Source organism: Ruminococcus sp. 5_1_39BFAA (assembly GCF_964240875.1).
Lineage (GTDB): Bacteria > Bacillota > Clostridia > Lachnospirales > Lachnospiraceae > Blautia_A.
Window position 1 is genome coordinate 148,302 of record NZ_CAXSVO010000001.1, and the last position, 25,473, is coordinate 173,774.

25 protein-coding genes are annotated in these 25,473 nt (G+C 48.7%); 3 read left to right on the forward strand and 22 right to left on the reverse strand.

What is annotated here, in order from left to right; translation table 11 throughout:
• Positions 1-33 precede the first annotated feature (33 nt).
• The gene (gene yedE / locus ACESZH_RS00740; protein WP_373216123.1) at positions 34-1,110 is read right to left on the reverse strand and encodes a YedE family putative selenium transporter; all 1,077 of its coding nucleotides are present in this window, start codon (positions 1,108-1,110) and stop codon (positions 34-36) included.
• A 157-nt stretch (positions 1,111-1,267) separates the two neighbouring features.
• Here yedE and ACESZH_RS00745 point away from each other — a divergent pair, with 157 nt between their 5' ends.
• Both ACESZH_RS00745 and ACESZH_RS00750 read left to right on the forward strand, forming a co-directional pair.
• Positions 1,268-2,437 (forward strand): aminotransferase class V-fold PLP-dependent enzyme, encoded by a 1,170-nt coding sequence (locus ACESZH_RS00745; protein WP_373216125.1) that lies wholly within the window; start codon positions 1,268-1,270, stop codon positions 2,435-2,437.
• 29 nt (positions 2,438-2,466) lie between these two features.
• Complete coding sequence (locus tag ACESZH_RS00750; protein WP_373216126.1) at positions 2,467-3,378, forward strand: selenium metabolism-associated LysR family transcriptional regulator; 912 nt, start codon at positions 2,467-2,469, stop codon at positions 3,376-3,378.
• 33 nt (positions 3,379-3,411) lie between these two features.
• On the opposite strand, the gene ACESZH_RS00755 is transcribed toward ACESZH_RS00750, so the two are convergent.
• From ACESZH_RS00755 to ACESZH_RS00810, 12 genes are all read right to left on the reverse strand, one after another.
• A complete protein-coding gene (locus ACESZH_RS00755; RefSeq protein WP_373216127.1) occupies positions 3,412-4,005 on the reverse strand; it encodes an ABC transporter ATP-binding protein in 594 nt (197 codons plus the stop codon).
• 148 nt (positions 4,006-4,153) lie between these two features.
• Positions 4,154-5,098 (reverse strand): ABC transporter ATP-binding protein, encoded by a 945-nt coding sequence (locus ACESZH_RS00760; protein ID WP_373219834.1) that lies wholly within the window; start codon positions 5,096-5,098, stop codon positions 4,154-4,156.
• Positions 5,099-5,160: 62 nt separating this feature from the next.
• Positions 5,161-5,988, reverse strand: a complete 828-nt coding sequence (locus ACESZH_RS00765; protein WP_373215370.1) for an ABC transporter permease — start codon at positions 5,986-5,988, stop codon at positions 5,161-5,163.
• A complete protein-coding gene (locus ACESZH_RS00770) occupies positions 5,985-6,977 on the reverse strand; it encodes an ABC transporter permease (RefSeq protein WP_373215372.1) in 993 nt (330 codons plus the stop codon). The genes ACESZH_RS00765 and ACESZH_RS00770 overlap by 4 nt, the downstream gene beginning before the upstream one ends.
• A 12-nt stretch (positions 6,978-6,989) precedes the next feature.
• Complete coding sequence (locus ACESZH_RS00775) at positions 6,990-8,579, reverse strand: ABC transporter substrate-binding protein (protein WP_373215374.1); 1,590 nt, start codon at positions 8,577-8,579, stop codon at positions 6,990-6,992.
• A gap of 142 nt (positions 8,580-8,721) precedes the next feature.
• On the reverse strand, positions 8,722-9,480 hold the full coding sequence (locus tag ACESZH_RS00780; RefSeq protein WP_373215376.1) for an ABC transporter ATP-binding protein: 759 nt from the start codon (positions 9,478-9,480) through the stop codon (positions 8,722-8,724).
• A complete protein-coding gene (locus tag ACESZH_RS00785; protein ID WP_373215378.1) occupies positions 9,473-10,264 on the reverse strand; it encodes an ABC transporter ATP-binding protein in 792 nt (263 codons plus the stop codon). The genes ACESZH_RS00780 and ACESZH_RS00785 overlap by 8 nt, the downstream gene beginning before the upstream one ends.
• A gap of 30 nt (positions 10,265-10,294) precedes the next feature.
• Positions 10,295-11,848: an ABC transporter substrate-binding protein gene (locus ACESZH_RS00790; RefSeq protein ID WP_373215380.1), complete on the reverse strand. Its 1,554-nt coding sequence runs from the start codon at positions 11,846-11,848 to the stop codon at positions 10,295-10,297.
• A gap of 34 nt (positions 11,849-11,882) precedes the next feature.
• Positions 11,883-12,749 carry a nickel transporter permease gene (nikC, locus tag ACESZH_RS00795; protein WP_373215381.1) on the reverse strand — a complete coding sequence of 289 codons (867 nt, stop codon included), beginning with the start codon at positions 12,747-12,749 and terminating at the stop codon, positions 11,883-11,885.
• Positions 12,746-13,690 carry a nickel ABC transporter permease gene (nikB, locus tag ACESZH_RS00800; protein ID WP_373215382.1) on the reverse strand — a complete coding sequence of 315 codons (945 nt, stop codon included), beginning with the start codon at positions 13,688-13,690 and terminating at the stop codon, positions 12,746-12,748. Before nikB ends, nikC begins: the two co-directional genes overlap by 4 nt.
• A 162-nt stretch (positions 13,691-13,852) precedes the next feature.
• Positions 13,853-14,767 carry a LysR family transcriptional regulator gene (locus ACESZH_RS00805; protein ID WP_373215385.1) on the reverse strand — a complete coding sequence of 305 codons (915 nt, stop codon included), beginning with the start codon at positions 14,765-14,767 and terminating at the stop codon, positions 13,853-13,855.
• Positions 14,768-14,774: 7 nt separating this feature from the next.
• Positions 14,775-17,225: a methyltransferase domain-containing protein gene (locus tag ACESZH_RS00810; RefSeq protein ID WP_373215388.1), complete on the reverse strand. Its 2,451-nt coding sequence runs from the start codon at positions 17,223-17,225 to the stop codon at positions 14,775-14,777.
• Positions 17,226-17,522: 297 nt separating this feature from the next.
• Here ACESZH_RS00810 and ACESZH_RS00815 point away from each other — a divergent pair, with 297 nt between their 5' ends.
• Positions 17,523-17,882 carry a metal-dependent transcriptional regulator gene (locus ACESZH_RS00815; protein ID WP_373215389.1) on the forward strand — a complete coding sequence of 120 codons (360 nt, stop codon included), beginning with the start codon at positions 17,523-17,525 and terminating at the stop codon, positions 17,880-17,882.
• 84 nt (positions 17,883-17,966) lie between these two features.
• Here the strand turns inward: ACESZH_RS00815 and ACESZH_RS00820 are convergent, their stop codons facing one another.
• From ACESZH_RS00820 to bcp, 9 genes are all read right to left on the reverse strand, one after another.
• On the reverse strand, positions 17,967-19,322 hold the full coding sequence (locus tag ACESZH_RS00820; protein ID WP_373215390.1) for an MATE family efflux transporter: 1,356 nt from the start codon (positions 19,320-19,322) through the stop codon (positions 17,967-17,969).
• 57 nt (positions 19,323-19,379) lie between these two features.
• Positions 19,380-20,246 carry a metallophosphoesterase gene (locus tag ACESZH_RS00825; RefSeq protein WP_373215393.1) on the reverse strand — a complete coding sequence of 289 codons (867 nt, stop codon included), beginning with the start codon at positions 20,244-20,246 and terminating at the stop codon, positions 19,380-19,382.
• Positions 20,243-21,142, reverse strand: coding sequence for a DUF4474 domain-containing protein (locus tag ACESZH_RS00830; RefSeq protein WP_373215395.1), 900 nt, complete (start codon positions 21,140-21,142; stop codon positions 20,243-20,245). Before ACESZH_RS00830 ends, ACESZH_RS00825 begins: the two co-directional genes overlap by 4 nt.
• 61 nt (positions 21,143-21,203) lie before the next feature.
• Positions 21,204-21,827, reverse strand: coding sequence for an ABC-2 transporter permease (locus ACESZH_RS00835; protein WP_373215397.1), 624 nt, complete (start codon positions 21,825-21,827; stop codon positions 21,204-21,206).
• A gap of 1 nt (position 21,828) precedes the next feature.
• Entirely contained in the window at positions 21,829-22,671 is an 843-nt protein-coding gene (locus tag ACESZH_RS00840; RefSeq protein WP_373215398.1) for an ABC transporter ATP-binding protein, read from the reverse strand.
• 3 nt (positions 22,672-22,674) lie between these two features.
• On the reverse strand, positions 22,675-23,046 hold the full coding sequence (locus ACESZH_RS00845; protein WP_373215401.1) for a GntR family transcriptional regulator: 372 nt from the start codon (positions 23,044-23,046) through the stop codon (positions 22,675-22,677).
• A gap of 238 nt (positions 23,047-23,284) precedes the next feature.
• Positions 23,285-24,136, reverse strand: a complete 852-nt coding sequence (locus ACESZH_RS00850) for an effector binding domain-containing protein (protein ID WP_373215404.1) — start codon at positions 24,134-24,136, stop codon at positions 23,285-23,287.
• A 77-nt stretch (positions 24,137-24,213) separates the two neighbouring features.
• Positions 24,214-24,972 (reverse strand): peroxide stress protein YaaA, encoded by a 759-nt coding sequence (yaaA, locus tag ACESZH_RS00855; RefSeq protein WP_373215405.1) that lies wholly within the window; start codon positions 24,970-24,972, stop codon positions 24,214-24,216.
• 12 nt (positions 24,973-24,984) lie between these two features.
• Positions 24,985-25,437: a thioredoxin-dependent thiol peroxidase gene (gene bcp / locus ACESZH_RS00860; RefSeq protein ID WP_373215408.1), complete on the reverse strand. Its 453-nt coding sequence runs from the start codon at positions 25,435-25,437 to the stop codon at positions 24,985-24,987.
• Positions 25,438-25,473 lie beyond the last annotated feature (36 nt).

Consider the following 25,473-nt stretch of genomic DNA (forward strand, 5'->3'; position numbering starts at 1 on the left):
TTTCACGGCACCAGCCCTCAGGCTGATGCTTTTTTAACTATTCTTACGCATGGAATTTATGGTGCCGATCACTGCCAGTACTACGATTCCGATCACAACGGCAATCTTTCCGTTTGCGGTAGGTCCTTCACCGGAGGATGCCAGACCGAAATTATGGGCAATGGCTGCTCCCACCATAAGTCCGAATACGGTAACAGCAGAGTCCGTGTTTCCCTCTCCTGCCAGAACAAGCTGACGCAGCGGACAGCCGCCTAAAAGAACACATCCGAAGCCTGCCAGCGCCATGCCAAGGGCATTCCACAGACCGTCCGTATGGGCAACCGGCTGACCTGCAAAGCCAGGATTAAAATATCCCAGAACCATATTGCATACAAAAGCTGCCACAACGATTGCAAGAAATCCGCAGAGAAGCTTCCACTCTCTGAACAGCACTGCATCACGGATGCCGCCAACCATACAGAGGCGGGTTTTCTGAGCCAGTGCGCCTACGATCAGTCCAGCCACAAGAGAGATGGCAATAGCTGCGTGTTTTGCACCAGGACCGCCTTCCGGCTCTGTAAAATGGATAAATGCCGGAGCTGCGATCAAAAGCACAAGGATTACGACTTCAACCACCGGGAACAGGCCGCCCTCCACTGGCTGCATTTTATAAGAGCGTTTCAGCGTGTAGCCTTTTTTCAGGAAAACAACTCCCAGTAAAATTCCTGCCACAAATCCAATGATTCCAAACAGGGCGTTGAAATCTCCCCCTGCCAGACGAAGGATCATACGGAACGGGCAGCCTAAAAACATGAGGCAGCCGATCATAACAAAGATGGCGATGATAAAACGTGTGACAGGTGCAGAGCCTCCTCTTGGCTTAAATTCCTTATTTACAAGGGAGAGGATGCAGGCTCCCAGAACCAGTCCCACAATCTCAGGACGTATGTACTGCACGGCTGCTGCCTGGTGGAATCCCAATGCTCCTGAGGTATCCCTTAAAAAGCAGGCGATACAAAAGCCCATGTTTGCAGGATTTCCGAAATACACCAGTGCAACTGCGATGATTCCGATCAGAATACCAGCGCCGATGATCACGGTTGTCTCTTTTTTCATTTGCTTGTCTTTCATTTTCTTATTCCCTCCTCAATCAATATCTTATTTTATGATAACATTGGCAGGATTTTTATTCCAATCAATTATCGAAATAATTTTTATATATTTATAGATATTTTCAATAAATTGTGATACAGTAACTATTATTAACAAAACAAGGCAGGATTGTTCTATGAATAAGATTTATTTTGATCAGGCAAGCACCTCCTATCCCAAAGCTCCGGGAGTGGCGGATGCCATGGTGCAGTACCTTACCCAGGTGGGTGCCAACATCAACCGGGGCTGTTATGAAAGCGCCTACTCTGCAGAGGAGGTTGTGCTGGAAACGAGGGAGCTTCTCTGTGGACTTTTTCATTTTAACAGGAGCAAAAACGTGATTCTTACAGGCAACGTGACCACCAGCCTGAATATGATCCTTAAAGGCTTTTTAAAGCCCGGGGATCACGTACTGGTGTCCTCCATGGAGCATAATGCCGTAATGCGGCCACTTGTGCAGCTTGCGGCAGAGGGAGTGTCCTTTGACCGGATTCCCTGCAGGAGTGACGGTTCCATGGTGGTGGAGGCTGTGGAAGGGCTTATCACGCCCCGTACCAAAGCCATTGTCACCCTCCACGCATCCAATGTATGCGGAACCAGAATGCCCCTTAGGGAGCTTGGGGAAATCTGCCGCCGACATCATCTTTTTTTCATTGTGGATGCCGCACAGACAGCGGGAAGCGTTCCCATTGATATGGAAGCCCTTCACATTGACGGGCTGGCTTTTACGGGACATAAAGGACTTCGGGGGCCTCAGGGGACAGGAGGATTTCTTGTTACCGATGAGCTGGCAGAGCAGATGGAGCCTCTGATCTCAGGAGGTACGGGAAGCATTTCCCACACGGAGGAGGTTCCCGCCTTTCTTCCGGACCGTTTTGAAGCAGGAACGCCAAACCTTCCCGGGATTTTCGGGCTTCATGCTGCACTTCTTTATCTGCAGGAAAATTCTATGGAAGCAATTTTAAAGAAGGAATTGGAGCTTACGGGATATTTTCTGGAAAGGCTGCTGGAGATGGATGAGAAGGAGAAATATGTTAAGATCATTGGCAAAAAGGATCTGGCGGACCGGAATGCTGTGGTTTCCATCCAGACACCGGGAATGGATATGGCAGATGCGGCATGGCAGCTTGATGATTCCTTCGGCATTATGACGAGAGTGGGGCTTCACTGTGCGCCTAATGCGCACAAGACGCTGCTTACATATCCGGCAGGGACGATCCGTTTTTCCTTTGGACCGGAGAATACGACGGATGAGGTGGATGCGGCGGTGGATGCCCTTAGAAAAATACTTGGAAAGGGCATTTGACAAATCCAAAGAAAGGAAGCGCATGCTTTATGGAGTTTAAACAACTGGAGGCTTTTGTGGCAGTGGTGGAATATAACAGTTTTTCTGAGGCTGCCAGGCATCTTTTTCTCACACAGCCTACTGTCAGCGCCCATATCCGTTCGCTGGAGCAGGAGCTGAATTCGAAACTGATCATCCGTACGACAAAAAAGCTGACTGTCACCAGGCGGGGATATCAGCTTTATGACTGTGCGGTGAATATGCTGAATATGAGGAACAGCCTTATTGAGGAGTTTACGGGGCAGGATAAAAAAATCATCGATCTGGGAGTGTCTACCATTCCGTCCTCCTATATTCTTCCGGAGATTCTCAGCGCTTTTGGTCATCAGGTTCCCAATGTGTATTTTCATTCCTGGCAGTCTGACAGCCAGGGAGCCATTGCCAGGGTGCTTGATGGGAGTGTGGATCTGAGTCTGGTGGGGAATTGCTCACAGGAGGAGGAATGCTGCTTTGTTCCGTTTTGCCATGACAGGCTTGTGATCGCGACTCCGGTGAATGAGCATTTTCTCCGGTATCAGGAACAGGGGGCGTGTTTTCGTGATTTTTTGGAGGAGCCGTTTATTATGCGTGAAAAGGGTTCAGGCACCAAAAAGGAGATTGACCGGTATTTGGAGGAACATGGAATTTCTGCTTCGTCGCTGCGGATCGTGGCGCGTATGAATGATTTGGAAGCGATTCGCAAATCGATTGTGAAAGGGGTAGGGATCTCTGTGCTGTCCTACCGCTCGGCGCGGGATCTGGCGGATTCACGGCAGATTCTTTTGTTTCCTTTAGATGGGGATACGCAGGGGCGCACTTTTTATATTGTTTATAATAAGAATCGGATTTTGAAGCCTCATGTCAAGCAGTTTATTCATTTTGTGAAGGATTTTTACAGTGCCCCGGAGCGTGATTCTGTCTGAGGCACTGTAATGGGGAGTGGCTAAAGGGTAATATTAAAGGCGGATTTGTCTCTGGGCGATTCGGGTTAGGAGCGGTTCGCTGTGAGAGACGATGATAAGACCGATTTCTCGTCTTTCTACTTCTTTTAGAAGGAAGGTCCAGATCTGGCTTTGGGTGATGGGGTCAAGCATAGTGCTGATCTCATCGGCGATGAGGAATTTTGTGGCTTTGCCCAGCGCGCGGGCGATGCAGAAGCGTTGGAGTTCACCGCCGGAGAGTTCTTGGGGGTAGCGGGTTAGCCAGTCTTTTTCTATTCCCAGGTCGTGGATGATGCGATCGTCCACGTCCAGGCCGTCTGCGAGGGTGTCCCGGAGGCGGAGACGGGGGTTTACGGCGCGTTCGGGGTGCTGCCAGATCATTTGGACGGGACAATATCCCCTCTTGGGAAGAGGGGAGCCGTCAAGAAGGATCTCGCCGGATTGGGGGCGGAGGTAGCCTGCGAGGATTTTGCAGAGGGTGGTTTTGCCGGTGCCGCTGGGGGCGGTGATGGCGACGCGTTCGTGGTTTTCTATAGAAAAGGTTAGGTTTGAAAAGATGGTTGGAGTATTTTTGTAGGAAAAGGTTAGGGTTTGGGCTTGTAGAAGCATGGGGAATCTCCTTTTTTCTTTTTTTCTTTTATCAAAAGGGGAATTTGCGAGGGGGCAATCTCGGAGAGCGAAGGCCGAATGCCCCCTCGCGCTCCCCCTGTTGGCCCGCTTGAGAGTGGAACCTTGTTGGCGGAAGGGAGTGGGGCGGTTATTTGGGCGGGTAGAGGGTGCAGCGGACGGTTCCGCAGCCTACGCGGCGCATGGGGATTTGGTTTTGGCAGGCTTGGGTTTGGTGGGGGCAGCGGGGGGAGAAGGGGCAGCCTTGGGGCATGTTTTTTACGTAGGGTTGTACTCCTGGTAGGGGGTGGAAGCCGTTTTGGGGGAGGGCTCGCCATAGGGCTTTGGTGTAGGGGTGGCGTAGGGTTTCTTCGGAGGAGAAGTCGGATACGGGGGCTTCTTCTACGGTGGTTCCGGCGTAGAAGACGGCGATCCGGTCGGCTACGGCAAGGGATAGTTCGATGTCGTGGGTGATGAGGAGGACGCCGTTTCCTTCATCGGCGAAGGCTCGGAAATCTTCCATAGATTTTTTTGCCAGGGGCAGGTCCAGGCCGGGGGTGGGTTCATCGGCTATGATGAGTTTGGGGTTGCCCATTAGGGCGGAGGTTAGGAGGATGCGGCGGGTCATGCCGCCGGAGCACTCAAATGGGTATTTTTTGTCTACATCCTCTCCAAGGTTGTAACGGCGGAAAAGGGTTTTCTGCCTTTTTTTATTTTCAGGGGTTTTGTTGCCGCGGACCTGGCGGGCTACTGGCATAAGCGGGTCCAGGTAGGTGGTGCTCTGGGGGACCAGGGCAATTTCTTTTCCGCGGAGAGCGGCTATTTTTTTGTGGGTAAGCAGTTCTCCCTGGAAGTAGATGCTGCCGGAAATGTCAGCATTGTAGGGCAGAATGTCCAGGACTGCGTGGGCCAGGAGGCTTTTTCCGGAGCCACTGGAGCCTACTATGGCTACGATCTCACCTTCGTGGACAGACACGGACAGCCGGGAGATGACCGGAAGGCGGATCTGCCGGCTGCTTCGGTTGTTTTCGTATTGTAAAAAGGAAACGGACAGATCCTCAATTTCTAATATGTGTTTTTTGTTTGTACAGCTCATATTTCATCCTTTCCGGCCTGCAGCTTTGGGTTATAGGGTGCGGCTCCGTTCTTTGGTATTTTCTATTCATGTACGCTGTTGGGATCCAGGATCCTCCGCAGGGAGGTTCCTGCCTGGTCGAAGAGGATCACTGTCAGCACCAGCATGATCCCCGGGAATACTGCAAGCCACCATTTCCCCATAATGAGATATCTCATGCTCTCGGAGAGGATCACACCGATGGCAGGCTGTTCGGAGGAAAGTCCGAAGCCCAGAAAGGTGATGCTGGATTCATGGAGAATGGCGTGGGGAAACAAAAGCACCAGACCCACAAGGAACTGCGGCAGAAGGTGAGGCAGCATATGTTTCTTCGCCACTTCCAGGCTGCTGTGCCCAAGTTTATAGGTGATCTGGATGTATTCGCTTTCCCGAAGCTGCAGAACCTCTCCCCGGATCAGCCTTGCAAGGGATGTCCAGTGGGTAAGGGCAACGCCTGTGATCACACCCTTCATTCCTTTTCCCATGGCAAAGGAAATAAGGATCAACAGAAGGATATGGGGAATTCCCATTACGGTGTCGATCAGAAAGGTGATGGCTGAATCTGCCCGTTTTCCCAGGGTTGCGGCGCAGATTCCTAAAATAAGCGCCACCACAGCACTGACACCTGCCGCCAGAATGCCAATGAGAATGCTGGTGGACAGTCCGGTAAGGGTCCGGTAGAACATGTTCCTTCCCAGCCAGTCTGTGCCAAAGGGATATTTCAGGCTTGGGGACAGATTCTTTCTGGAAAAATCCGTTACCATGGAAGCATCATGGCAAAGCCTTCCTGCAATTGCCACTCCTGCCAGAAAAACAACTGCAATTATCAGGATCATTCTTGCCTTTTGGCGCTGGTTCCTTTTTCTTTTCATGGCCTTTGTCCCCCTTTCCAGATTCTTGGGTCTACCGCGCCGTAGAGGACATTTGCTGCCAGATTTCCCAGAAATACCATCGCCGCAGTAATCAACGTGATCCCCATGAGGAGAGGCACATCGCTGCCTGTCCCTGCTGCTACGGTTGCCTGTCCCAGACCCGGATAGGAAAATACCTGCTCTACCAGAACTGAGCCGCCGATGATCTCGCTTATGGAGGCAAACTGCAATGTCATAGCCGGAAGCAGCACATTGCGTAATCCGTGGTTTCGGATAATGCTCCACAGGCTTTCCCCTCTTGCTCTGGCGAAAAGCACATAGTCGCTTTCCATAATGTCGATCATTTTTTCCCTTGTATGCAGAGTAATGCTGGAAATCCCGGTAATGCTTAAGGTCACTGCCGGAAGGATGGCGTGGCGTACCCTGTCCAGAAATGTCACACCGCTTGCCTCCACTCCGATGGGAACGCTTAAGCCAATTGGCAGGATCTTCAGCCACACGCCGAACACGATCAGCAGAATAAGGGCAAGCCAGAAGGACGGCGTACTGGCGATCACCAGGGAATAGCCTTTGATCACCTTATCCGCTGCCTTTCCCTTGAAAACACCAGCGATCACTCCCAGCACAAATCCCAAAAGTCCTGAAATAACCCAGGCCAACCCCATAAGAAACAAAGAGTTGGCCAATTTTACAGCTATTACTTTTGACACCGGCTGGCGGTATAAGAGGGAGCTTCCCATATCTCCCTTTATAAAATCCTTTGCCCAGTTCAGATACCGCTGTACAGGAGGTTCATCCACGCCCCAGTAGGAACGCAGTTTTTCCTTCTGTGCTTCGCTCATACTGCCCAGGGCAGCCTGCCCCACATTGGCCTGTAAAGGGTCAATGGGGGAGGCGGATACCAGGGCAAAAGTAAGAATACTTACTGCAAATAAGAGCAACATCATCCGGATAAGTTTTTTTCCTGTGTATATGAGTGTACTCTTCATTGTTTTTCCTTTTTACTCCCAATCCCACTGGTCTACATTGTTTACGATCGACCAGCCGTGTCCGTGGGGATGAAGCTTCTGGTCCGCAATCTTCAGACCGTCCTTTACAAAATAGAGGTGGTCAATGTTGCACAGCCAGATCCAGGGGATATCGCCTTCCTGCGTAAGGCCTGTTGTCCCATCCCACTGGGCTTTTTTCCAGAGCTCATAGGATTCCTCCAGATCACTGCTCTGCAGGGCCTCGTCCATGTATTGATCAACCGTTTCGTTGGCATATGGGGAGTATTCGGCACTTCCCGTATCCTTCATGGTATGGTAGATATTGTAAAGCTCCATTGGCGTATGCGCTCCCCAGCCCCATACAAGAGCATCGGACTGCGCACGGTCATAAGCGGTATCCCAGCCTACGCCCTCTGTTGTCACATCGATTCCAAGCTCTTTTAGCTGATTGGAGGTATCCTCTGCCAACGCCTGGCGCACGGAATCTCCGTTGGAGAACATCAAGGTAAGCTCAGCCTTCTGTCCGTCTTTTTCACGGATGCCGTCTTCCCCTTCCGTCCATCCTGCTTCTTCCATCAGAGCCTTTGCCGCATCCAGGTCATATTCAACCACACTGTCTTCGTTGTACCAGGGCATTTTATCACAAACACTGTAAGCCTTTGTCCCGTATCCATTCAGCACGTTTTCAATCATCTCATCGCGGTCAATGGCAAGATTGATGGCGCGGCGGACATTTACATCTGCTGTGAGATCATTTCCGTATACAATGCCGTCTTTTTCTGTACGCGGAACACACGGAAGGTTAAATCCGCGGTTATCTACCGTTTCCACACTGAAAAGACTGTATCCGTCAACTGCCTGGTCGCTGTAGGAAGCTGCAGTATGTGCCACATCCACCTGACCTGCCATAGCTGCTGCAAGGGCTGCATCCTCTTCCATGAAAAGCACAGTCATCTTCTTGATCTTCGGCTCCTCTCCGTAATAATCCGGATTTGCCTCAAAGATAGCCTGCTGGCCTTTATCCCACTGCTTCATAATATAACGGCCGGAGCCGATGGGATTCTGACCGTAATTCTCGTCATAGGCATGTTCCGGGACAATGCCTACGATAGCCATCGTATAAGGCCAGATAGAATATGCCTCATTCATATGGAATTCCACGGTCGTATCGTCTACCGCAACCGCTTCCTTCAGCATAGTAAAATCGTTGACAGAGCTGTTGTCACGGCAGTTATTGTAAGTGAATGCCACATCCTCTGCTGTCAGGGGCTCTCCGTCCGTGAATTTCACATCGTCACGGATCTTTACCGTCCAGGTAAGTCCGTCATCGCTGCAGGAATACCTGGTCGCAAGATCGTTTTCAATTCCCAGTTCCTTTGTAGTACGAACCAGTGTACTCTGGATGAGCGGCTCATGGACATGCTCTCCCGCTCCCCATCCGAATGCCGGATCAAAACCGGATTCCGGCTCTGAGGTCGTTGGCATAGTCACAACAACGGATGCGTCCTCCGCCCCTGCATAAACGCTGGCTGCAGGTGCTGCCATCAGGACAGCCGCCATGGCAGCTGCGCACAGCAGACTGGTAACTTTTTTGATTTTCATCTGGTTTCCTCCTTTATGAATCAATCTATCATCTTTATGAACAGGCTTTCCGGAGCGCGCTTTCCATCTGCCGCCAAAAAGAACCAGTTAAGCTTGCACTGATCTTATCCTGCGTCTATAGTCAGGATTGCCGGTGCTCTGCTTAAACCACAGAATCTATCAGCTTTTTCGTATATTCTTCTTTGGGATTCCCGATAATTTCATCCGGAGTCCCTTCCTCAATGATCCTGCCATGATACATGACCAGGATCCTGTCGCATAACTCCTGTGCCAGAGCCAGATCGTGGGTGATCATGAGCAGGGATAGTCCTCTTTCCTTCTGCAGCTTCCGCAAAAGCTGAACGATCTGCATCTGGACCGTTACATCCAAAGCACTGGTTGCCTCATCACAGATCAGCAGCACCGGATCCACAGCCAAGGCTCTGGCAATGGCTGCTCTCTGGCACTGACCGCCGCTGACTTCATGAGGGTATCGGTCTGCAAACTCCGGTGTCAGCCCACAGGTTACCAGCAGCTCTTCTACTTTTTTTCTGGTCTCCTTTTTACGCAGTCCCATATTTCTCAGGCTTTCTCCAATGCCATCCCCAAGGGTGCGGCGCGGGTCAAAGGACTCCATAGGCATCTGGAAAACCATCTGGACTTTCCGGTAAGCTTTCCGCAAGTCCTTTCCCTTTGCATGGGTGATATCTTCTCCCTGTAGAGTCACCCTGCCTTCTGTAGTATCCAGAAGCCGGGTGATCATTTTTGCAACCGTGCTTTTTCCGGAACCGGACTCCCCTACAATGCCCAGGCATTCCCGCCGCTCTGCCGTGAAGCTTACATCTTCTACGGCTGTAACTGTTTTTTTGCCAGAGGTAAATACCTTTTTCAAATGTTCAACCTGCAATATTGTCTCAGACATTTCCAGCCCTCCGTAAACGCAGTACAGACCCCATCAGTTTTTTGGTATATTCATTTTCTGAATGGTTCAGCACTCTGTCCGTGGGACCATAATCCATCATGCTGCCATTATGGAGAACCAGAACCTTGTCTGCCATAGCACCTACCACGCCGATATTATGGGTTACTAAAATAATGGCTGTTCCATATTCACCGCGCATCAGCTTCATCTCTTCCATAACCCGCCTCTGGACCGTCACGTCCAAAGCGCTGGTCGGCTCATCGACAAGGAGAAGCTCCGGCTTCATCAGCATAGCCATGCAGATACCAACACGCTGATTCATACCGCCGGATAATTCAAAGGGATAGCTTTCCAATACCCTCTGATGATCATCCAGACCGATTTTTTTCATCAAAGCACCTGCCCGCCCATAGGCGTCCTCTTTTGTGATATTCTCATGCTCTGATACGGCTTCATAAATCTGGGCGCCAACGGTACGGATCGGGCACAGAGCGGATTTACAATCCTGAAATACCATACCGATTTCCGGTCCCAGAAGCCTGCGCAGCTCTTTTGACGGCATATCCACCACATTCTGGCCTTTATAATAGATATCGCCCCGGGTAACCATGCCGCCTCCTCCCAGAAGGCCCATGATCGCCTTAATTATGGTGCTTTTGCCGCTGCCTGACTCACCCACCACACCCAGGATCTCCCCTGGCTGCAGTTCGAAGCTTATGTCCTGTACAACAGGCTTCCCATTATAACAAATGGTAACGTGCTCAACCTGCAACAATGGTTCCATAATCTATAATCTCCTGTACGCTCAGTTCTCTCAGTTTACATTCAGGTCCGCCGTGATTTCATAGTAATCGCAGGGATGTGCTGCCATTCCTGTCACATTTGCCTTTGTCACGATCCCCATATTCAGATGCGATACAAAAAAGATCGCACTCTCATCCAGCATCGCCTGCTGCATCTGTACTGCAAGCTCGCCTCGTTTTTCCTTGTCAAATTCCTGGTGGAGCTGCCCGTATAAGGTTTCCACTTCATCAATCTTATGATTGGAACGGTTTTTTGCAGAGCTTTCCAAAGCACATGTGGTAAAGAAATACTCCGGATCTCCTGTCGGCGCTGTTGTCAGAGAGCTTACATACACATCATAAGCGCCTGTATCCAAAATGCTCAGATGGTCCTGTGTGCAGTTTACATCCACTTCAATGCCGATTTCTTTCAGGGTAGCCTGTGCATACTCGGCAAGCTTCGGCTGTTCCAGACGGCCCGGATAGGTCAGCCAGCGCACAGTAAGCTTCTGTCCGTCCTTATCCGCATATCCGTCCCCATCGGTGTCCGTCCATCCAGCCTCTTCCAGAATGGCCTTTGCACCCTCCGGATCATAGTCCGGAACTGTCACCGCCTCATTTCCGTAGCTGAAGCTGCTGGGGAAAGCTGCCTTTGCCGGAAGTCCCCGTCCTTCCATCAGAACATTGCAAAAGCCTTCTTTATCAATACCCATGGTGATTGCTTTTCTCACTGCTTCATCCTGCATGATCTCAGAATCGTAATTAAACTGTCCGAAAAAGCATCTGCTTGTAGCGCAGGAATTGATGGTATAATCCGGATTTCCGTCAAACAATGCGTAGCTGTCATAAGACAGACCGTATGTACCCTGGATATCTCCTGTCTGGAGAGATGCTGCCAGAGAGCTTGCGTCGCTGAAGGTCTTTACCACTACTTTGTCTACATTTACCTCACCACCCCAGTAATTCTCATTTTTTACCAGGTCGATCTGTGTATCCGTAACTTTGGCGGCAATGTATGGGCCAGTACCAGCCACATTTGCGGTTCCTGTGGAATCTCCCTCCACTCCGTCTGTCCCGAAATCCATATCAATGATCGCTCCGTAAGGATCACCAAGGTAGTTTATAATTGCCGGACACGGCTCTGTGGTGTAAATGGTAATCGTCATATCATCCGCATCGATATGATCGATCTTTAGATCGCCAGGTGCACGGTCATGTACAGCAAGAAGATGGTCCAGGCATTCCTTTACAGCCTCTCCATCCATAGTGCGTCCGCTGGAAAACTGAACGCCATCTCGAAGGGTGATCTTAACGGTAGTATCATCCACAAATTCATAACCCGTTGCCAGCCATGGCTCGATTTCCATATTGTCATTGTATTTAAACAGGGTTTCGCCTACACCGTAACGGATCGCGCTCCATCCGGAGTAATTATTATGGGGATTCAGCCCCTCATCTCCCATCTCCACGCCATAACCGGTAGTACCGTATACAAATGTTTTTTCTCCCTCAGCAAACGCAGGGGTTACTGACATGGAAGCAGCCAAAGCTCCTGCCAGAAGTGCCGCAAAAATTTTCTTTCTCATGTTCATTCCTCAACTTTCTTTTGTTGTAATTTACTCAGTTATTTTTATTTCTCTGCTTGGGATCCATATAATCCCTCACAGTATCGCCCAACAGATTAAATATCATAACGGTCACAAAGATCGCTCCGCCCGGAGCCAGCACCATCCAGGGCGCTGTCTGCAGCATCACACGCCCGTCACTGATCATGCTTCCCCACTCAGCCATGGGCGGCTTCACGCCAAGTCCCAGAAAGGAAAGTCCCGCCAGTTCCATCATCATAGTACCGATATCCAGAACTGCCGTAACAAGGATCGGCCCGGCTATATTGGGAAGAATGTGCTTCACAAGAAGCTTCGGCGTACCGCTTCCCGACAGTTTCGCTGCCATCATATAGGAGGAATCCTTCTGCGCCAGAGTCAGGCCCCGGGCAAGGCGTGCAAATTTCGGCCAGCTTATAGCTCCCAGCGCAATAATGGCATTCTGTACACCTCCGCCAAGGACTCCTGCCACCGCAAGGGCAAATACAAGTCCGGGAAATGCAAGAAACACATCAGAAATACGCATCAAAACCGCATCCGCTTTACCACCGCGCCATCCGCAGATAATTCCAACCGCAGTTCCAACCACTGTAATGACAGCCACCAGGACAAGGGTTGCAAAAATACTTGTGGTACTTCCGATCAAAACACGGGACAGCATATCCCGCCCGTAGCGGTCCGTGCCAAAAGGATGAAGCATACTTGGAGGCTTTTGCGCATCCAGCAAATTCTGTTCATAAGGATCGTAAGGGCACAGATATCTGGCAAAAACCGCAGTCAGCAAAAGACCGGCTGCCAGTATCAGGAAAAATACCAGCTTTGCCTTCAAATGGTTCTTTTTGATTTTCTGTTCGCGAACCGTGATCTGTTTTTCCACACTCATGCTTCATTACCTCCCAGACGCACACGGGGGTCTAAATAGTGATAAAGAATGTCCGTCACCAGATTTACCATAACGTAAATAATTGCCATCCAGACCACATAAGCCTGAATGATGGGATAATCACGCATGTTTATGGCATCTACTGCCATTTTTCCCACTCCATCCCACATAAAAATATTTTCCACAATGGCTGTACCGCCAAGCAGGCTGCCGATTGAAAGCGCCAGCAGGGTAATAATGGTAAGCATGGAGGACTTCATAACGCTTTTCCAGATGATCACCTTTCCCCGCACTCCTCTTGCCCTTGCGCCAGTGACATAGTCCTTATTCAGTTCTTCCAGAACGGTTGCCCTTACCTGTCTGGTGTACTTGGATGCCATGGAGATTGCCAGGGTCAAGGTGGGCAGGATCAGACTGACCGCCGTATTGTCAGAGGTAATTACCGGGAGCCATCCCAGCCTGATGGAAAAGAAATACATCAGTACAAGCGCTGCGAAAAAATTCGGCATGGAATTGCCGATAAAGCTCAAAAAACGTATCAGGTAATCCACCCATCGGTTATGCCTGATCGCGGACACGATTCCCAGAGGTATGGCAATGATAACGGTCAGCATAATGGATGAAAAGGTGAGAAGCAAGGTTGCCGGAAGCTTTGAAACAAATGTCTCAAAGACATCTTTATGGGAAACATAGCTTTCTCCCATATCCCCCTTCAGCATTCCGGCAAACCAGCTTGCATACTGGACCAAAAATGGCTTATCCAGACCATATTCCGCCTTTGCCTCATCTATGATTTCCTGGGAAACTGCCGTTCCCGCATTTTCATACATATACGTAACCGCATCTCCTCCCGCCAGTCTCATCATTGCGAAGGACAAAAACGTGATTCCTATCAAAATAGGGATTAGCTGTATCAGCCTTTTTATCACATATTTCCCCATTATAAATGCTCCTTATCCAAAATCTGTCAGGCAGATTTCAATTGTTTACTATGCAAAAATTTTAACAATAAAAAAATGGTGCAGCAAGCCCCACCGGGGGATATTGCACCATTCACATTTCGCATGTATCGCCATTTCAACATGGAATACCATACTGTTTTTTTATGATTTTTGAAGATTTAATACGAGAAAATCCACGAATTCCGCCGCCGCTTTGGACAAAGCTTCACCCTTTCTGCGGATACATCCAAACTGTACCCTGGCATCTGTTTCTGCCAGTTCTTTCCCGCGGGATGTCTTTTTCCACGGCTCCCCTGACAGATAACTGCCGCTGATATTTACAAGATCACTGATCTCCAGGATCCGCTCCATGATATAGTCGCTGTTTGTGGCAATCACCATATCTGCATCCGATACGGAATTCCCGTTTTTGTCCGTAAGATTCCAGTAATTATCCGCCGAAAATTCATCCGGAAAACGCTGTATCAATTTTAAATCCTTAAGGCTGATACAGCCCGATCCGTCCGTTTTTCCAGCATACTGAGCCCCGGGATACGCCCTGATCCCGGTTTCCTTCAGCACGTCAAACTCCAGATAATTTCTGGAAAGATAATACTGAAATGCTGCCGACTGGTTCTTCATTACATAGGCAAATCCCACATCATCGCGGCGCTCCCGCACCCGCTCCGCCACCTCCCGGCTGCTTGCGGAATATACCTGATAGTGAAGCTTTTCCGCTTTATGGATGCTGTAAAACTGTACAAATACATCAGCAAACCAGGAGCTGGGATTGCAGGAAACGGACAGCGTTTTTTTGTATTCTCCCGTTTCGTGAGGCTGCATTTTTTCGATATTTTCCAGCGCCGCCACAGCGTAGGGATAAATCCCCTCACCCTCCGGGGTCACCCTGATCCCCTTTGACTGCCGCTCAAACAGCGCATACCCCAATTCTGTTTCCATTGTCTTGATTATCTTGCTTACACTGGACTGGGTGGTAAACAGCTCTTCTGCAGCCTTGCTGAAGGATCCTGTCTGAACACAGATCACGAAACATTTTATAGCCTTAAAATCCAGCATTTTTTCATCATTCTCCTTTGCGGGCGCAGATCAGAAACAGCGGTGTTGGATTATAAAACTCATCCACCTCCGTATAGATCCTGCTGCTGACGGACAGATCAAATAAAAAGCTTGTCATTTCTGTCTTTCCAAGCGTCTCCAGGTCCCACGCCGGACGCATATAGGCGCTGATAGGAAGCTGACGCTTAATGTCCTCGCACTCCTGCATCAGTGCATCTCCGATGGTATTATGGGCATGATTTTCCGGCAGGCCCTTTGTATCGGACCAGTCCGCTGCTCCGTAATTGGCATCGAAATTAATCAGTACACCGCCCTTTTTCAGCACCCGGCACCACTGGGAATATGCCCCGGCAGCATCCGGGAGCGTCCAGGTAAGATTCCTCGAGATCACAGCATCAAACGTCTCATCCGGGAAATCCGGACGCTCCGCATCCATCACCTGAAATTCACAGGATACCTCTTCTTCCTCTGCCAGCTTTTTCGCATGGGCGATCATGTCAGAGGTTAAATCGATTCCTGTTACCTCATGCCCTGCCTTTGCCATTAGTATGGTAAAAAATCCTGTTCCGCATCCAACATCCAGGATTTTTAATCCTTTTTTCTTTGGCAGATGTTTCTCTAACTCCTCCAGCCAACGCCCTGCAAGAGGACTGTGAAGCTCAGCCCTGCGCTGCTCCAGAAAGCTGTCGCTGCGCTTTGTCCAGTAGGAAGCGATCCGCTCTTTCCTGTCATCCTCCTCGTAGGCGATCTGTCCGTAGGTCACCATGGGGCCTTCTTTTAATACCTGCAGGGAACCTGCCTGATACAGGATCACGCCCTCACTGTAAGCCACACTGGTTTCCAGAACATTTCCTTCATAATCCTTAACCACACCCAGGATCTCGCCCTCCCGGAAAAGGTCCCCGACCTTCTTCGCAGGATACCATAAGCCGGAATATGATGCAGACTGGTATTGTACATTTTTTACATCCAGCGGGTAATATTTCCGGTAGCTTTTATGACCATCATAAATGCCCACATACCGCAGAATGCTTCTCACATCCCGCTTCATAGAGCGCACCTCTTCGCTGTCCCAGGCACCCATTCCTCCTCTTTCCAAAAGGACGCTGGGAATACCGCATGAGGCTGCATAGTTATAGGAACCGCCTGATGCCACATTGGATCTTACCATATAGGGAACGTCAACCTGCTCTGCCATCCGGCGGGAAAGCTTTGCCACCTCAGGCTCTGCCATGCCGGCATAGTACACATAGGGGACAAGATATTCGTAGTCATCGCCGCTGTGCAGGTCTATGTAATAATCGGCTTTTGCCTGCAGCTCTTTTACCACTGCACATGCCAGACGGGAAAGCTTGTCTCCCCCTTTATCTCCCGGAAATACCCGGTTCAGATTTCCTATATCTGCCTGTCCCGCGCTTCCTCTGCGGTTCTCAAATTCATCGCGGTTCAATACCTTTACGATCACTACCGTTCCGCTCATTTTCTCAACACTGAGGTCATTTGCAAGCTCAACTGCGCTCTGGATCCCCACATACTCCCCGGCATGTACCCCCGCCGTGATCAGCGCGGTTTTACCGGGCTTCGTGCCCCGGATAACGGTAGCAGGAAGAAGAAATTCCCCGTCTCCGATGGTAAGGACGCCATGCTTTCTGTGCCCCGGCGTTACCGAAAGTCCGCCAAGCTCAAAGGCTCCCCAGGATGGCTTTTCTGCTTTTACCATAAACATAGGTGTCGAGCCGTAGTTCAGCCTTTCCTCCTCACTCCACACTCTGTTCCATACCGTCTCGTCAACAGTGATCTCCCCGAACCCGATTTCCTTTAAGGTCTTCCTGTCCCACGCCGGACGTTTGATTGCAGACAGCGGAACCTGCATGGCGATCTGCTCCATACGGTCAATATCCGTGCATAAATAGTGGTCATCCAGGCTTTCCTTTTCCACATTCTTGCGATCCTTTTCGTATTCCGCACGCTTCTTTTCATCATAGAGATAGCTGTACCAATTTGCATCGAAATTCAGCATTTTTCCGCCAGACTTCAGCACCCGGTACCATTCCTGGTATGCCTTTTCCGGCTCCGGAAGATTCCAGGTAAGATTGCGTGAAATCACCACATCAAAGGTGTTGTCTTCAAATTCCAGATCCTGGGCATCCATACGCGCAAAACGGATTTTTTCACACAGCCCACCTGCATTTTCCTTTGCTTTTTCCAGCATCCTCTCTGTGTAATCCACAGCATCCACATAATATCCCTCTTCGGCCAGGATCATGGGAAAGAAGCCCGGCCCTGTGCCAATGTCAAGGATTCGGATCTCCTCCTTCGGCTTAGCCGGGAATTCCTTTTCCAGAACAGCAAGCCATGCCTTTTTCTGCTTCCCGTGAAGCTCCTTCTGGTTGACCTCAGAATACCCTTCTGTCCTGGTACTCCAGTAGCTTTCTATTTCTTCCAGTAGCTCTTTCAACTGTTTTCCTCCTTATTGCCCGTGTTTCTGGGCATAACGGTATGCCCTGGCATTTCCTCCAATATTATTCATGTTTTTTCATTTTACCCAAAGAGTGTTTTTCCCACAAGCCCCCAGGGGGGATGTGGACAAAAATACCTCGCGGGATATTACCTATGAACAGCAACTTTTTCTCAATTAAAGCCTGTCCATGGGCGCAAAAAGGATTTGCCCTCGCACCGGAATTATGGTATCCTATAATCAATAATCTATTTTGGATCATGATTGGAAATAGAACAGAAATTGAGGTGAAACATCGTGAAGTCAAATGAATCCGCTGAAAATTATTTAGAAACCATATTAATTCTCAGTAAAAAGAAACCTGTTGTGCGCTCTGTAGATATCGCCGATGAGCTGGGGTTTAAAAAATCCAGTGTCAGTGTTGCCATGAAAAATCTCCGGGAACAGAATCATATCACCGTGACTCCGGAGGGCTATATTTATCTCACAGAATCAGGCCAGCAGATTGCAGACATGATTTATGAACGTCATCAGTTTTTGTCCTCCTGGCTGATCAGCCTGGGCGTAAACCCGCAGACAGCTACCGAAGATGCCTGCCGCATTGAGCATTTCATCAGCCCGGAAAGCTTTGCTGCTATTAAAAAACATCTTTCCTGATTGTTTTTTACCGTTTAAAACAGACAGCCGTCCCTTTCTATAAAAGTTCCGGCTGTCTGTTTTATAAGCTCCATATCTGAACCATTATGAAATTTCTTTTTTCTCCAGTTTTCTCATTCTCCAGAAATAGCTTGTGGATAAAAGCGTCGCTGCTCCGCTCCACGCCATGATCTCTGCATAAAAAATCCCGTTTTGTCCGATGAGCTTCGGCAGAAGCAAAGAAACTCCCACGCGCATGATAAATTCTACAATTCCGCTTATCATGGGAATCAGCGTATCGCCCAGGCCCTGAAGTGCGGAACGGTAAACATACAGGAAATACAGCACCCACAAGAAACATGACATCATAAACAGATAGTGGTATGCAATATCCAATACCTGCTCTGTCTGCTGCGGGTCCCCTGATACAAACAGAGACAAAATATTTCTCCCCAGCGCAAGCATGATCAGAGAGATCACCGCCGAAGTGACAAAGGCAATTCCCGCACTAGCCTTTACGCCTTTCCGGATCCTGGCAGGCTTATTTGCCCCAAGATTCTGACCTACATAGGTCACCACCGCGTATCCGTAGGAAATCGATGCCATTTCCAAAATCCCGTAAAGCTTATTTGTAGCAGTAAAACCTGCCACGAACAAAAAACCATAGCCGTTTACCACGTACTGCACCACAAGACCGCCCACTGCAATGATCACGTTCTGAAAGACAATGGGCGCACCCAGCTTCAAAAGCCTTCCGTTCAGCCCCTCTTCCGGTCCGAAATCTCCTTTTTTTACCTGTACCTCATCTATTTTTCGCAAAACCAGAAAGCAATAGACAGCGGAAAACGTCTGTGCAATGACGGTTGCCAGCGCAGCGCCTCCTACGCCCCAGGAAAATCCTGCTACAAAAAGAAGATCCAGCGCAACATTGATCCCCGCCGCAATGATCATGGCGATCAGAGGCGTACGGCTGTTTCCTATAGCTCTCAGCGTGGAAGCACACATATTATATGCTGCGATCACAGGTATCCCGCAAAATACGATCCGAACATACCCAAGTGACATGCCGATCACATCTTCCGGGGTATTTAAAAACTCCAAAAGCCAATTTGCTCCAGCCTGACTGACTACAAGCACGATCACAGCGATCAAAGCTGTCAGCATATAGCTGTGGGCTGCCGCTTTTTTTAATCCTTCTCTGTTTTTTGCCCCGTAATACTGGGCGATCAAAATGGAAAAGCCCTGGGTGATTCCCTGAGAGATTCCCAAAACCAGCCACATGATCCATTCCACTGCGCCCAATGCGGCTAGTGCATGAACGCCTACCACCTGTCCAACTACCATGGTATCTACCATCGTATAGAGCTGCTGGCATACATTTCCCAGCATCAGTGGAAGGGCGAACAGCAGAATCAGTTTTCCCGGCGTCCCAACCGTCATATCACGTACTTTTGCAGACATAAAGACCTCCTGTGTATTTTCTCATCCTGTCACAAAATCCAATCCCATGTCATCATACTATACCATCTTTTCCATAATTTGAGAACACCCATAATCATCGATACAGATTTTTTCTCCCAATACCTCCCTGGTCACGCAAAGAGCCATGTCTTCTCCTGTGGTGACACTCCATTTCACCAGCGTCATACACCGATCGCTGATCTCGATTCCCGTGATCCCGGAGGGATGAACGCAGCTTCCCGTATTAAAATAGGGTGAACTTTCTGAACCAGCCATGGGATGATGGGTATGCCCGCTTATTAAAATGTGCCCGTTTATTCTGGCCCAGTCTGCCAGGATCTTCTCTGATGTCTTCTTTTTTATATGGTTTTTCGCTGCACTTGTGGGATCAGGAATCCCCAGCGCCTCCAGCACCCTCCAGACATAGCGCACCAGAAACCGGGACAGACGCCAGAGCGTGCTGTTCAAAAGATCAGCCTGATGGCCATGGATCAAATAAATGTCTTTTTCCTTCTCCATATCTTTCAGGATAACAGCGGGATAAAACGTATATCCCGGAAAGTATTTCTGCCGGAAGTTTCTGCATTTTTTTACAAGGTCGTGGTTTCCGTAAAGGCAATACAGCCGTCCTGATCGATGAAATTTATCCAGCAGTTCAAAACTGTGACCGTGCATCTCCCGGATACATTCCATGGAACGGTTTTCCCACAGCTCATCCCCGTCTCCCAGCTCCAGATACACAAAGCCTCTGTCAAAATAATAGCGCAAGGCTGCCAGATAAATCTGCTCGTTTTTCAGGAAATTGTCGTTGGCATTTCCGCAGCCTCTATGACAGTCGCTAAACAGAATATAATTGGTTTTTTCTGTCAGGGGCAATCTTTTTGCCTCATCAAAGGCATGTGAGATCCTGGTATAACAGCTCATCTTTTCTTCCTCCACTTCTGGCATTTGTTTTTCTGAGACACCAGCATATGGCGGACTGTCCCGGGCAAAAAGAAATACAGAAACAGAATCTTATCCTCTGTTTCTGTAAATTTCTTCGTAACGAACCGGTATAGTTTGCAAAAAACGCGGTTCTTAAGCTGGGTCCACCGCACCCTCCGGAAATTCCTCTTATGAGACTGTACCGAATAAGGCCGATCAAACAGGAAGCCAACTGTCCTGCCGCAAAAGCACAGATCACATTCCCGGTATCCCAATTCTAAAAGGCCTTCGGTAAAGCTCTGAACCATTTTCCTGTCCGGAAACATAATGGTCACCTTCATGGACAGCTCTTCCGGTTCGCAGTATTCCCCTACCAGAAAACCAGTGAGCCACCAATGCTTTTTCCTTATGCAAAATAAATTTCGCTCCCTCTTATATAATCTGGCAGACAAAAAGGGCAGCTCCTGATCCGGCACACTTTTAAATATGGCTGTTTTGCGCTCTTGTGGTGCGATCAGGGAATCCGCACGGTAAACTCCGATCTCTCCTCCTGTGTTGAGCCCATATTGTCCCTTCCAAAGCTCTATCATCCAGGTCCGGTTTTCATAGTCAAAATAAATCGGCTCTGCGTCAAACACCATATTAAAATAGACTGCTGTTTCGTCAAAAAGCGCCTGGTAGCCAAACTCCCGCTGCCAGGCATCCCGTGTGGAGGTCATCACTTTCTGCTCCGGGATAAAGGAAAAACCAAACGGATTCAGCATTTGCTCCAACAGACAATACTTTTCACATTCCCCCATACGGCGGACTTTTTTCTCGGCTTTTTTTATGCGCGCCTCAAACAGAATGCCAAAAAGCAAACACAGACAAAGCAATATTTCACCCAAGATATACATAGGCAAATCCTTTTTTAGGATATTGTATGTAATCTTTTCCAATTAGGTACCTACCCGCTTTTTACAGCTCCTTTTTCTCATAAATCTTAATAGATATCTTCCAGGATATTGTGAATACAAGCACTGCGGCGGCTAAGAGTCCTCCGGTTATCAGCCTTCCATCCCAGACAATGTGATTTTCCTCATTCAGAACCACCAGACTGCCTCCGGCAGCAAAGAAAACCACAATGATAAGGTAATAGACAATCCGTCCCTTTTCCGCACCGTATTTAAAGATCACCGGAAAAATGATGCTCTCTGACAAAAGCCCCATGGCAAGCAATGCAGCAAGCCATCCTGCTGAATCACGCCAAAGGCTCCCGCCTGAAACAATGACTGCAATACTCTGTGAAAGCACGGTGAATATCCACACGGTGCCCAGCAATATCAGTCCTATCAGATATTTTGACGATACGATCTGTGACCGGGAATAAGGCAGCGCCCCGCAATAGATATCCCATCTGCTTCTCTCATCGTAGGCTATCAGGGTCACAGGGATCATGCTTGTAATGAGCACAGGATAAAATGCGAAAAACACATTATTGTTTCCTACCATAGACACTGCCAGGAATATAAAGGCGCAGACAAATACCATGCGGCAGTATTTCTTTGTCATATAAAGATCTTTCAATAATAATCCTTTCATCCTATTTATCCCCCTTTACCATAAACACAAACAGCTCTTCGATTCCTACCGGGCTAAGGCTCATCCCTTCCGGAACCCCGTCTCTCTTTACGATGGCTTCCACTCCATACGGGGATTCCTTTTTGCCCTTGACCACCGCAGGGTCCAGCTCCTGAAGCTGCGCGGCTGTACAGTGCAGGATCCCGTATTCCTCCAGAAGAACATCCTTTTCCTCACAAAGCAGCAGCTTTCCCTTATGGAGAAAAGCGATGTAATCGCAAAGCTTTTCCAGATCACTGACAATGTGCGACGAAATAAGGATCGTATGGTTTTCGTCTCTGGTAAACTCATAAAACATTTCTACCACCTCATCCCGCACAACGGGATCAAGGCCGCTGGTAGCCTCATCCAGGATCAGAAGCTTCGGATCATGAGCCATTGCCGCAGCAATTCCAAGTTTCATCTTCATTCCCCTCGAAAACTCTCCGAAGGTCTTCTCAAAGGGCACGGACAGCTCCCTGAGAAGCCTCTCATATTCCTTTTCGTCCCAGTTCTGGTAGGTATATCTCATGATCTTTCCTACCTGCTTTGCCGTGAGACATTCCGGAAATCCAACCTCATCCAGCACAACACCGATGTCTTCCTTTGTGCGGCACAGATCCTCCCGGTTGTCCTTTCCCATGATCGTTACGGTCCCGCTGTCCCGGCTGATCATGTCCAGGATCAGTTTGACTGTAGTGCTTTTACCGGCTCCATTTTCACCCACAAGTCCCATAATGCAGCCGCTGGGCAGTGTAAGATTCAGATTGTCAAGCTTAAATCCGTCATAGGTTTTTGTCAGATTTTTTATTTCCAGAGCATTCATCCTTTATTCCTCCCAGTTCAACTCAAACATCTCAATAACATCCTCTTTGCTCAAACTGCAGGTAACCGCAAGCTGCGCGATCTTCTGCATATAGTCCTCGATCTTTTTCAGATTCTCCTCTCTCAGCAATTCCACATTCTTAGGCGCTACGAAACACCCCTTAGCCGGAATCGTGTAAATAAAGCCCTCCCGTTCAAGCTCATCGTAGGCCCGCTTGGTGGTGATCACACTGATGCGCAGATCCTTCGCAAGATTTCTGATGGAGGGCAGTGCCTCGTCCTCCTCCAATACGCCGCTGATGATCTGATTTTTAATCTGTGTGTATATCTGGTCGTAAATCGGCGCTCCGCTTTTATTATCTATCAGGATATTCAACTCATCACCTCTTTGTTTTTATCTGTATATGAACAGTATATACAGTTAGTGCAGTTTTGTCAATGCCATATATGAAAAAGATTCCTATATGCCGCTATACCATCCCCGGCTGCCGGACGGATTCAGGATTTGCACCCGCCGGAAACTCGCGCCGCCAGGCGCACCACTGAACAACAGCAGGGGAAAAATCCGCATTTACGGATTTCTCCCCTGCTGTTTAATAGGAATAAAACTACTTTTACTTTTTCACAACAGGAATCCACACTTCAAACTTTGAATTCTGTGGATCCGGCTCCAGATATACTTCAATATCCGGTCCGTTGTCATATTCGTAACCTGATGTGGGAAGCCACTCTGTCACGATACGCTGCTCCAGCTCCTGGATCGCCTGTGGGCAGACCCCTTCTCCGGGAAAGATCGCCCAGGTAAAGGACGGGATCACATGCTCCTCCATACCCTCCTTTGCCTCTGCTGAGGTGGCAACGGCAATATAATATCTTCCATGTTCCGGGTCATTGCAGTCGCATACTCCCAGGATTCCCATAGGCTGGGAGTTCATCATACCTGCCAGCTTTGGTATTAACCCCGTAACGGCTGCCTCCTGCCACATCTGAGGAACGATCTCAAAATTCTTCTCCAACTCCGCATACATCGGTTTTGCCATGCCTACAATACGGATCTCCTCTTTTTTCTCAATCCTGTAATTCATTTCCTGTGCTCCTTTCACCATAATCGTAAATTTGATCGGGGGAAAGGATTTTACGGACGCTCCTTCGTTTTTTACAAGAGACGGAGCGATTCCGTGAACGCTCTGAAATGCCCGGTTAAATGCTGTAGGAGAATTGTATCCGTATTTCAGGGCAATATCGATGATCTTTTCATCTCCGCTCTGCAGATCCACTGCTGCCAGAGACATTTTTCTCCTCCGGATATATTCCGACAAGGGCATTCCTGCCATATAAGCAAACATTCTCTGGAAATGATAGGCAGAGCAGCCTGCGATTTTTGCAAGCTCCTGGTACCCAATTTCATCCGTCAGATGGTCTTCTATAAATCGGATCGCATCATTCAGTCTTTCTATCCATTCCATTTTTCATCCCTCCCTGCTGTTATCATAAATCTATGGCGCATTTTTTTCCTCTCTTTTTCCGCACACAAAAAGAGAGGTCATTGACGGGTATTCTGCTCTGTTACAAAAACATATTCTTTCCCTGATGACAATTCCTCCCGGAAACGGTAATTCATCCTGCTGAATTCTTTCATCTCCTCCGGGTCCTCTATCGCGTTTTCCGCAAGGTAGCGGACCATTTCCCCTCTGGCCATCTTTGCCTGGGTTCCCTTCTGGATGATCTTTCCGTTTTTCTCCTCACCAAATATGCAGGTAATGTATGTATCCTCCGGCTGAAGGTATTTTTCTATGCACTTTGAATATTCCTTTGACGCCAGATTGATCACGATCCTGTCTTTGTCTGTCACTTCCTCGTAAAGCTTACTGCCCCAGAAATCATAGAGGTTTTTACAACCGCTCACTGCGGCCTTCGCCTGCATTTCCAGACGGTAAGGCGTCACTCCGTCAAAGGGCTTCAGGACCCCGTAAAAGCCGGAAAGGATCCGGAGATTTTCCTGCACATAATCCCATTCCTTATCCGAAAAAACAGCAGGTGCCATGTACTGATACTGGATTCCCTCATAGGAAATAAGAGCGGGTGTCAGATTTTTTTCCAGCTCCATTTCGGAGAATCTCTGAAAGTTCAGCTCCGCAATCTTGTCATTGCAGGCCCATAGCTTTTTTGCCTCCGGAAAGGAAAGAGTCCTGATCCATTCCATGAGGATTTCCGTATCCTTCAGAAAGACAGGAAGCGCGCTGTACCCAAAGGTATCTGTGTCAATATTCATCTTTTTTGCGGGGGAAATTATGATTTTCATACCGTTTTATCCTTATATCAGATCCAGCATCTGCTGCGGATTTTCCGCTGCTTTTACCTTGCCGAATGCCTTTGTAATAATACCATTTTCGTCAATGAGATAGGTGGTACGCACCACTCCCATGGTCTTTTTGCCATACATATTTTTCTCTTTCCACACATCATATGCCTGTATTGCAGTAAGCTCCGTATCGGAAAGAAGAGTAAACGGCAAGCCGTATTTTTCCTCAAATTTCTTGTGCGAAACCACACTGTCCTTGCTGATCCCCAGCACTACTGCCCCCTTTTCCGTGAACTGCGGATAGAGTTCCCCGAAGCCGCATGCCTGCTTTGTGCAGCCAGGTGTATTATCCTTTGGATAAAAATATAAGATTACTTTTTTTCCTTTATATTCCTCTAAAGTGTGCATTTCCCCGTTCTGGTCCGGCAGGGAAAAATCCGGTGCTTTTGTATTGATCTCCAGCATGATCGTCCTCCTTTTTACTTCTTAATTTCATCGTTT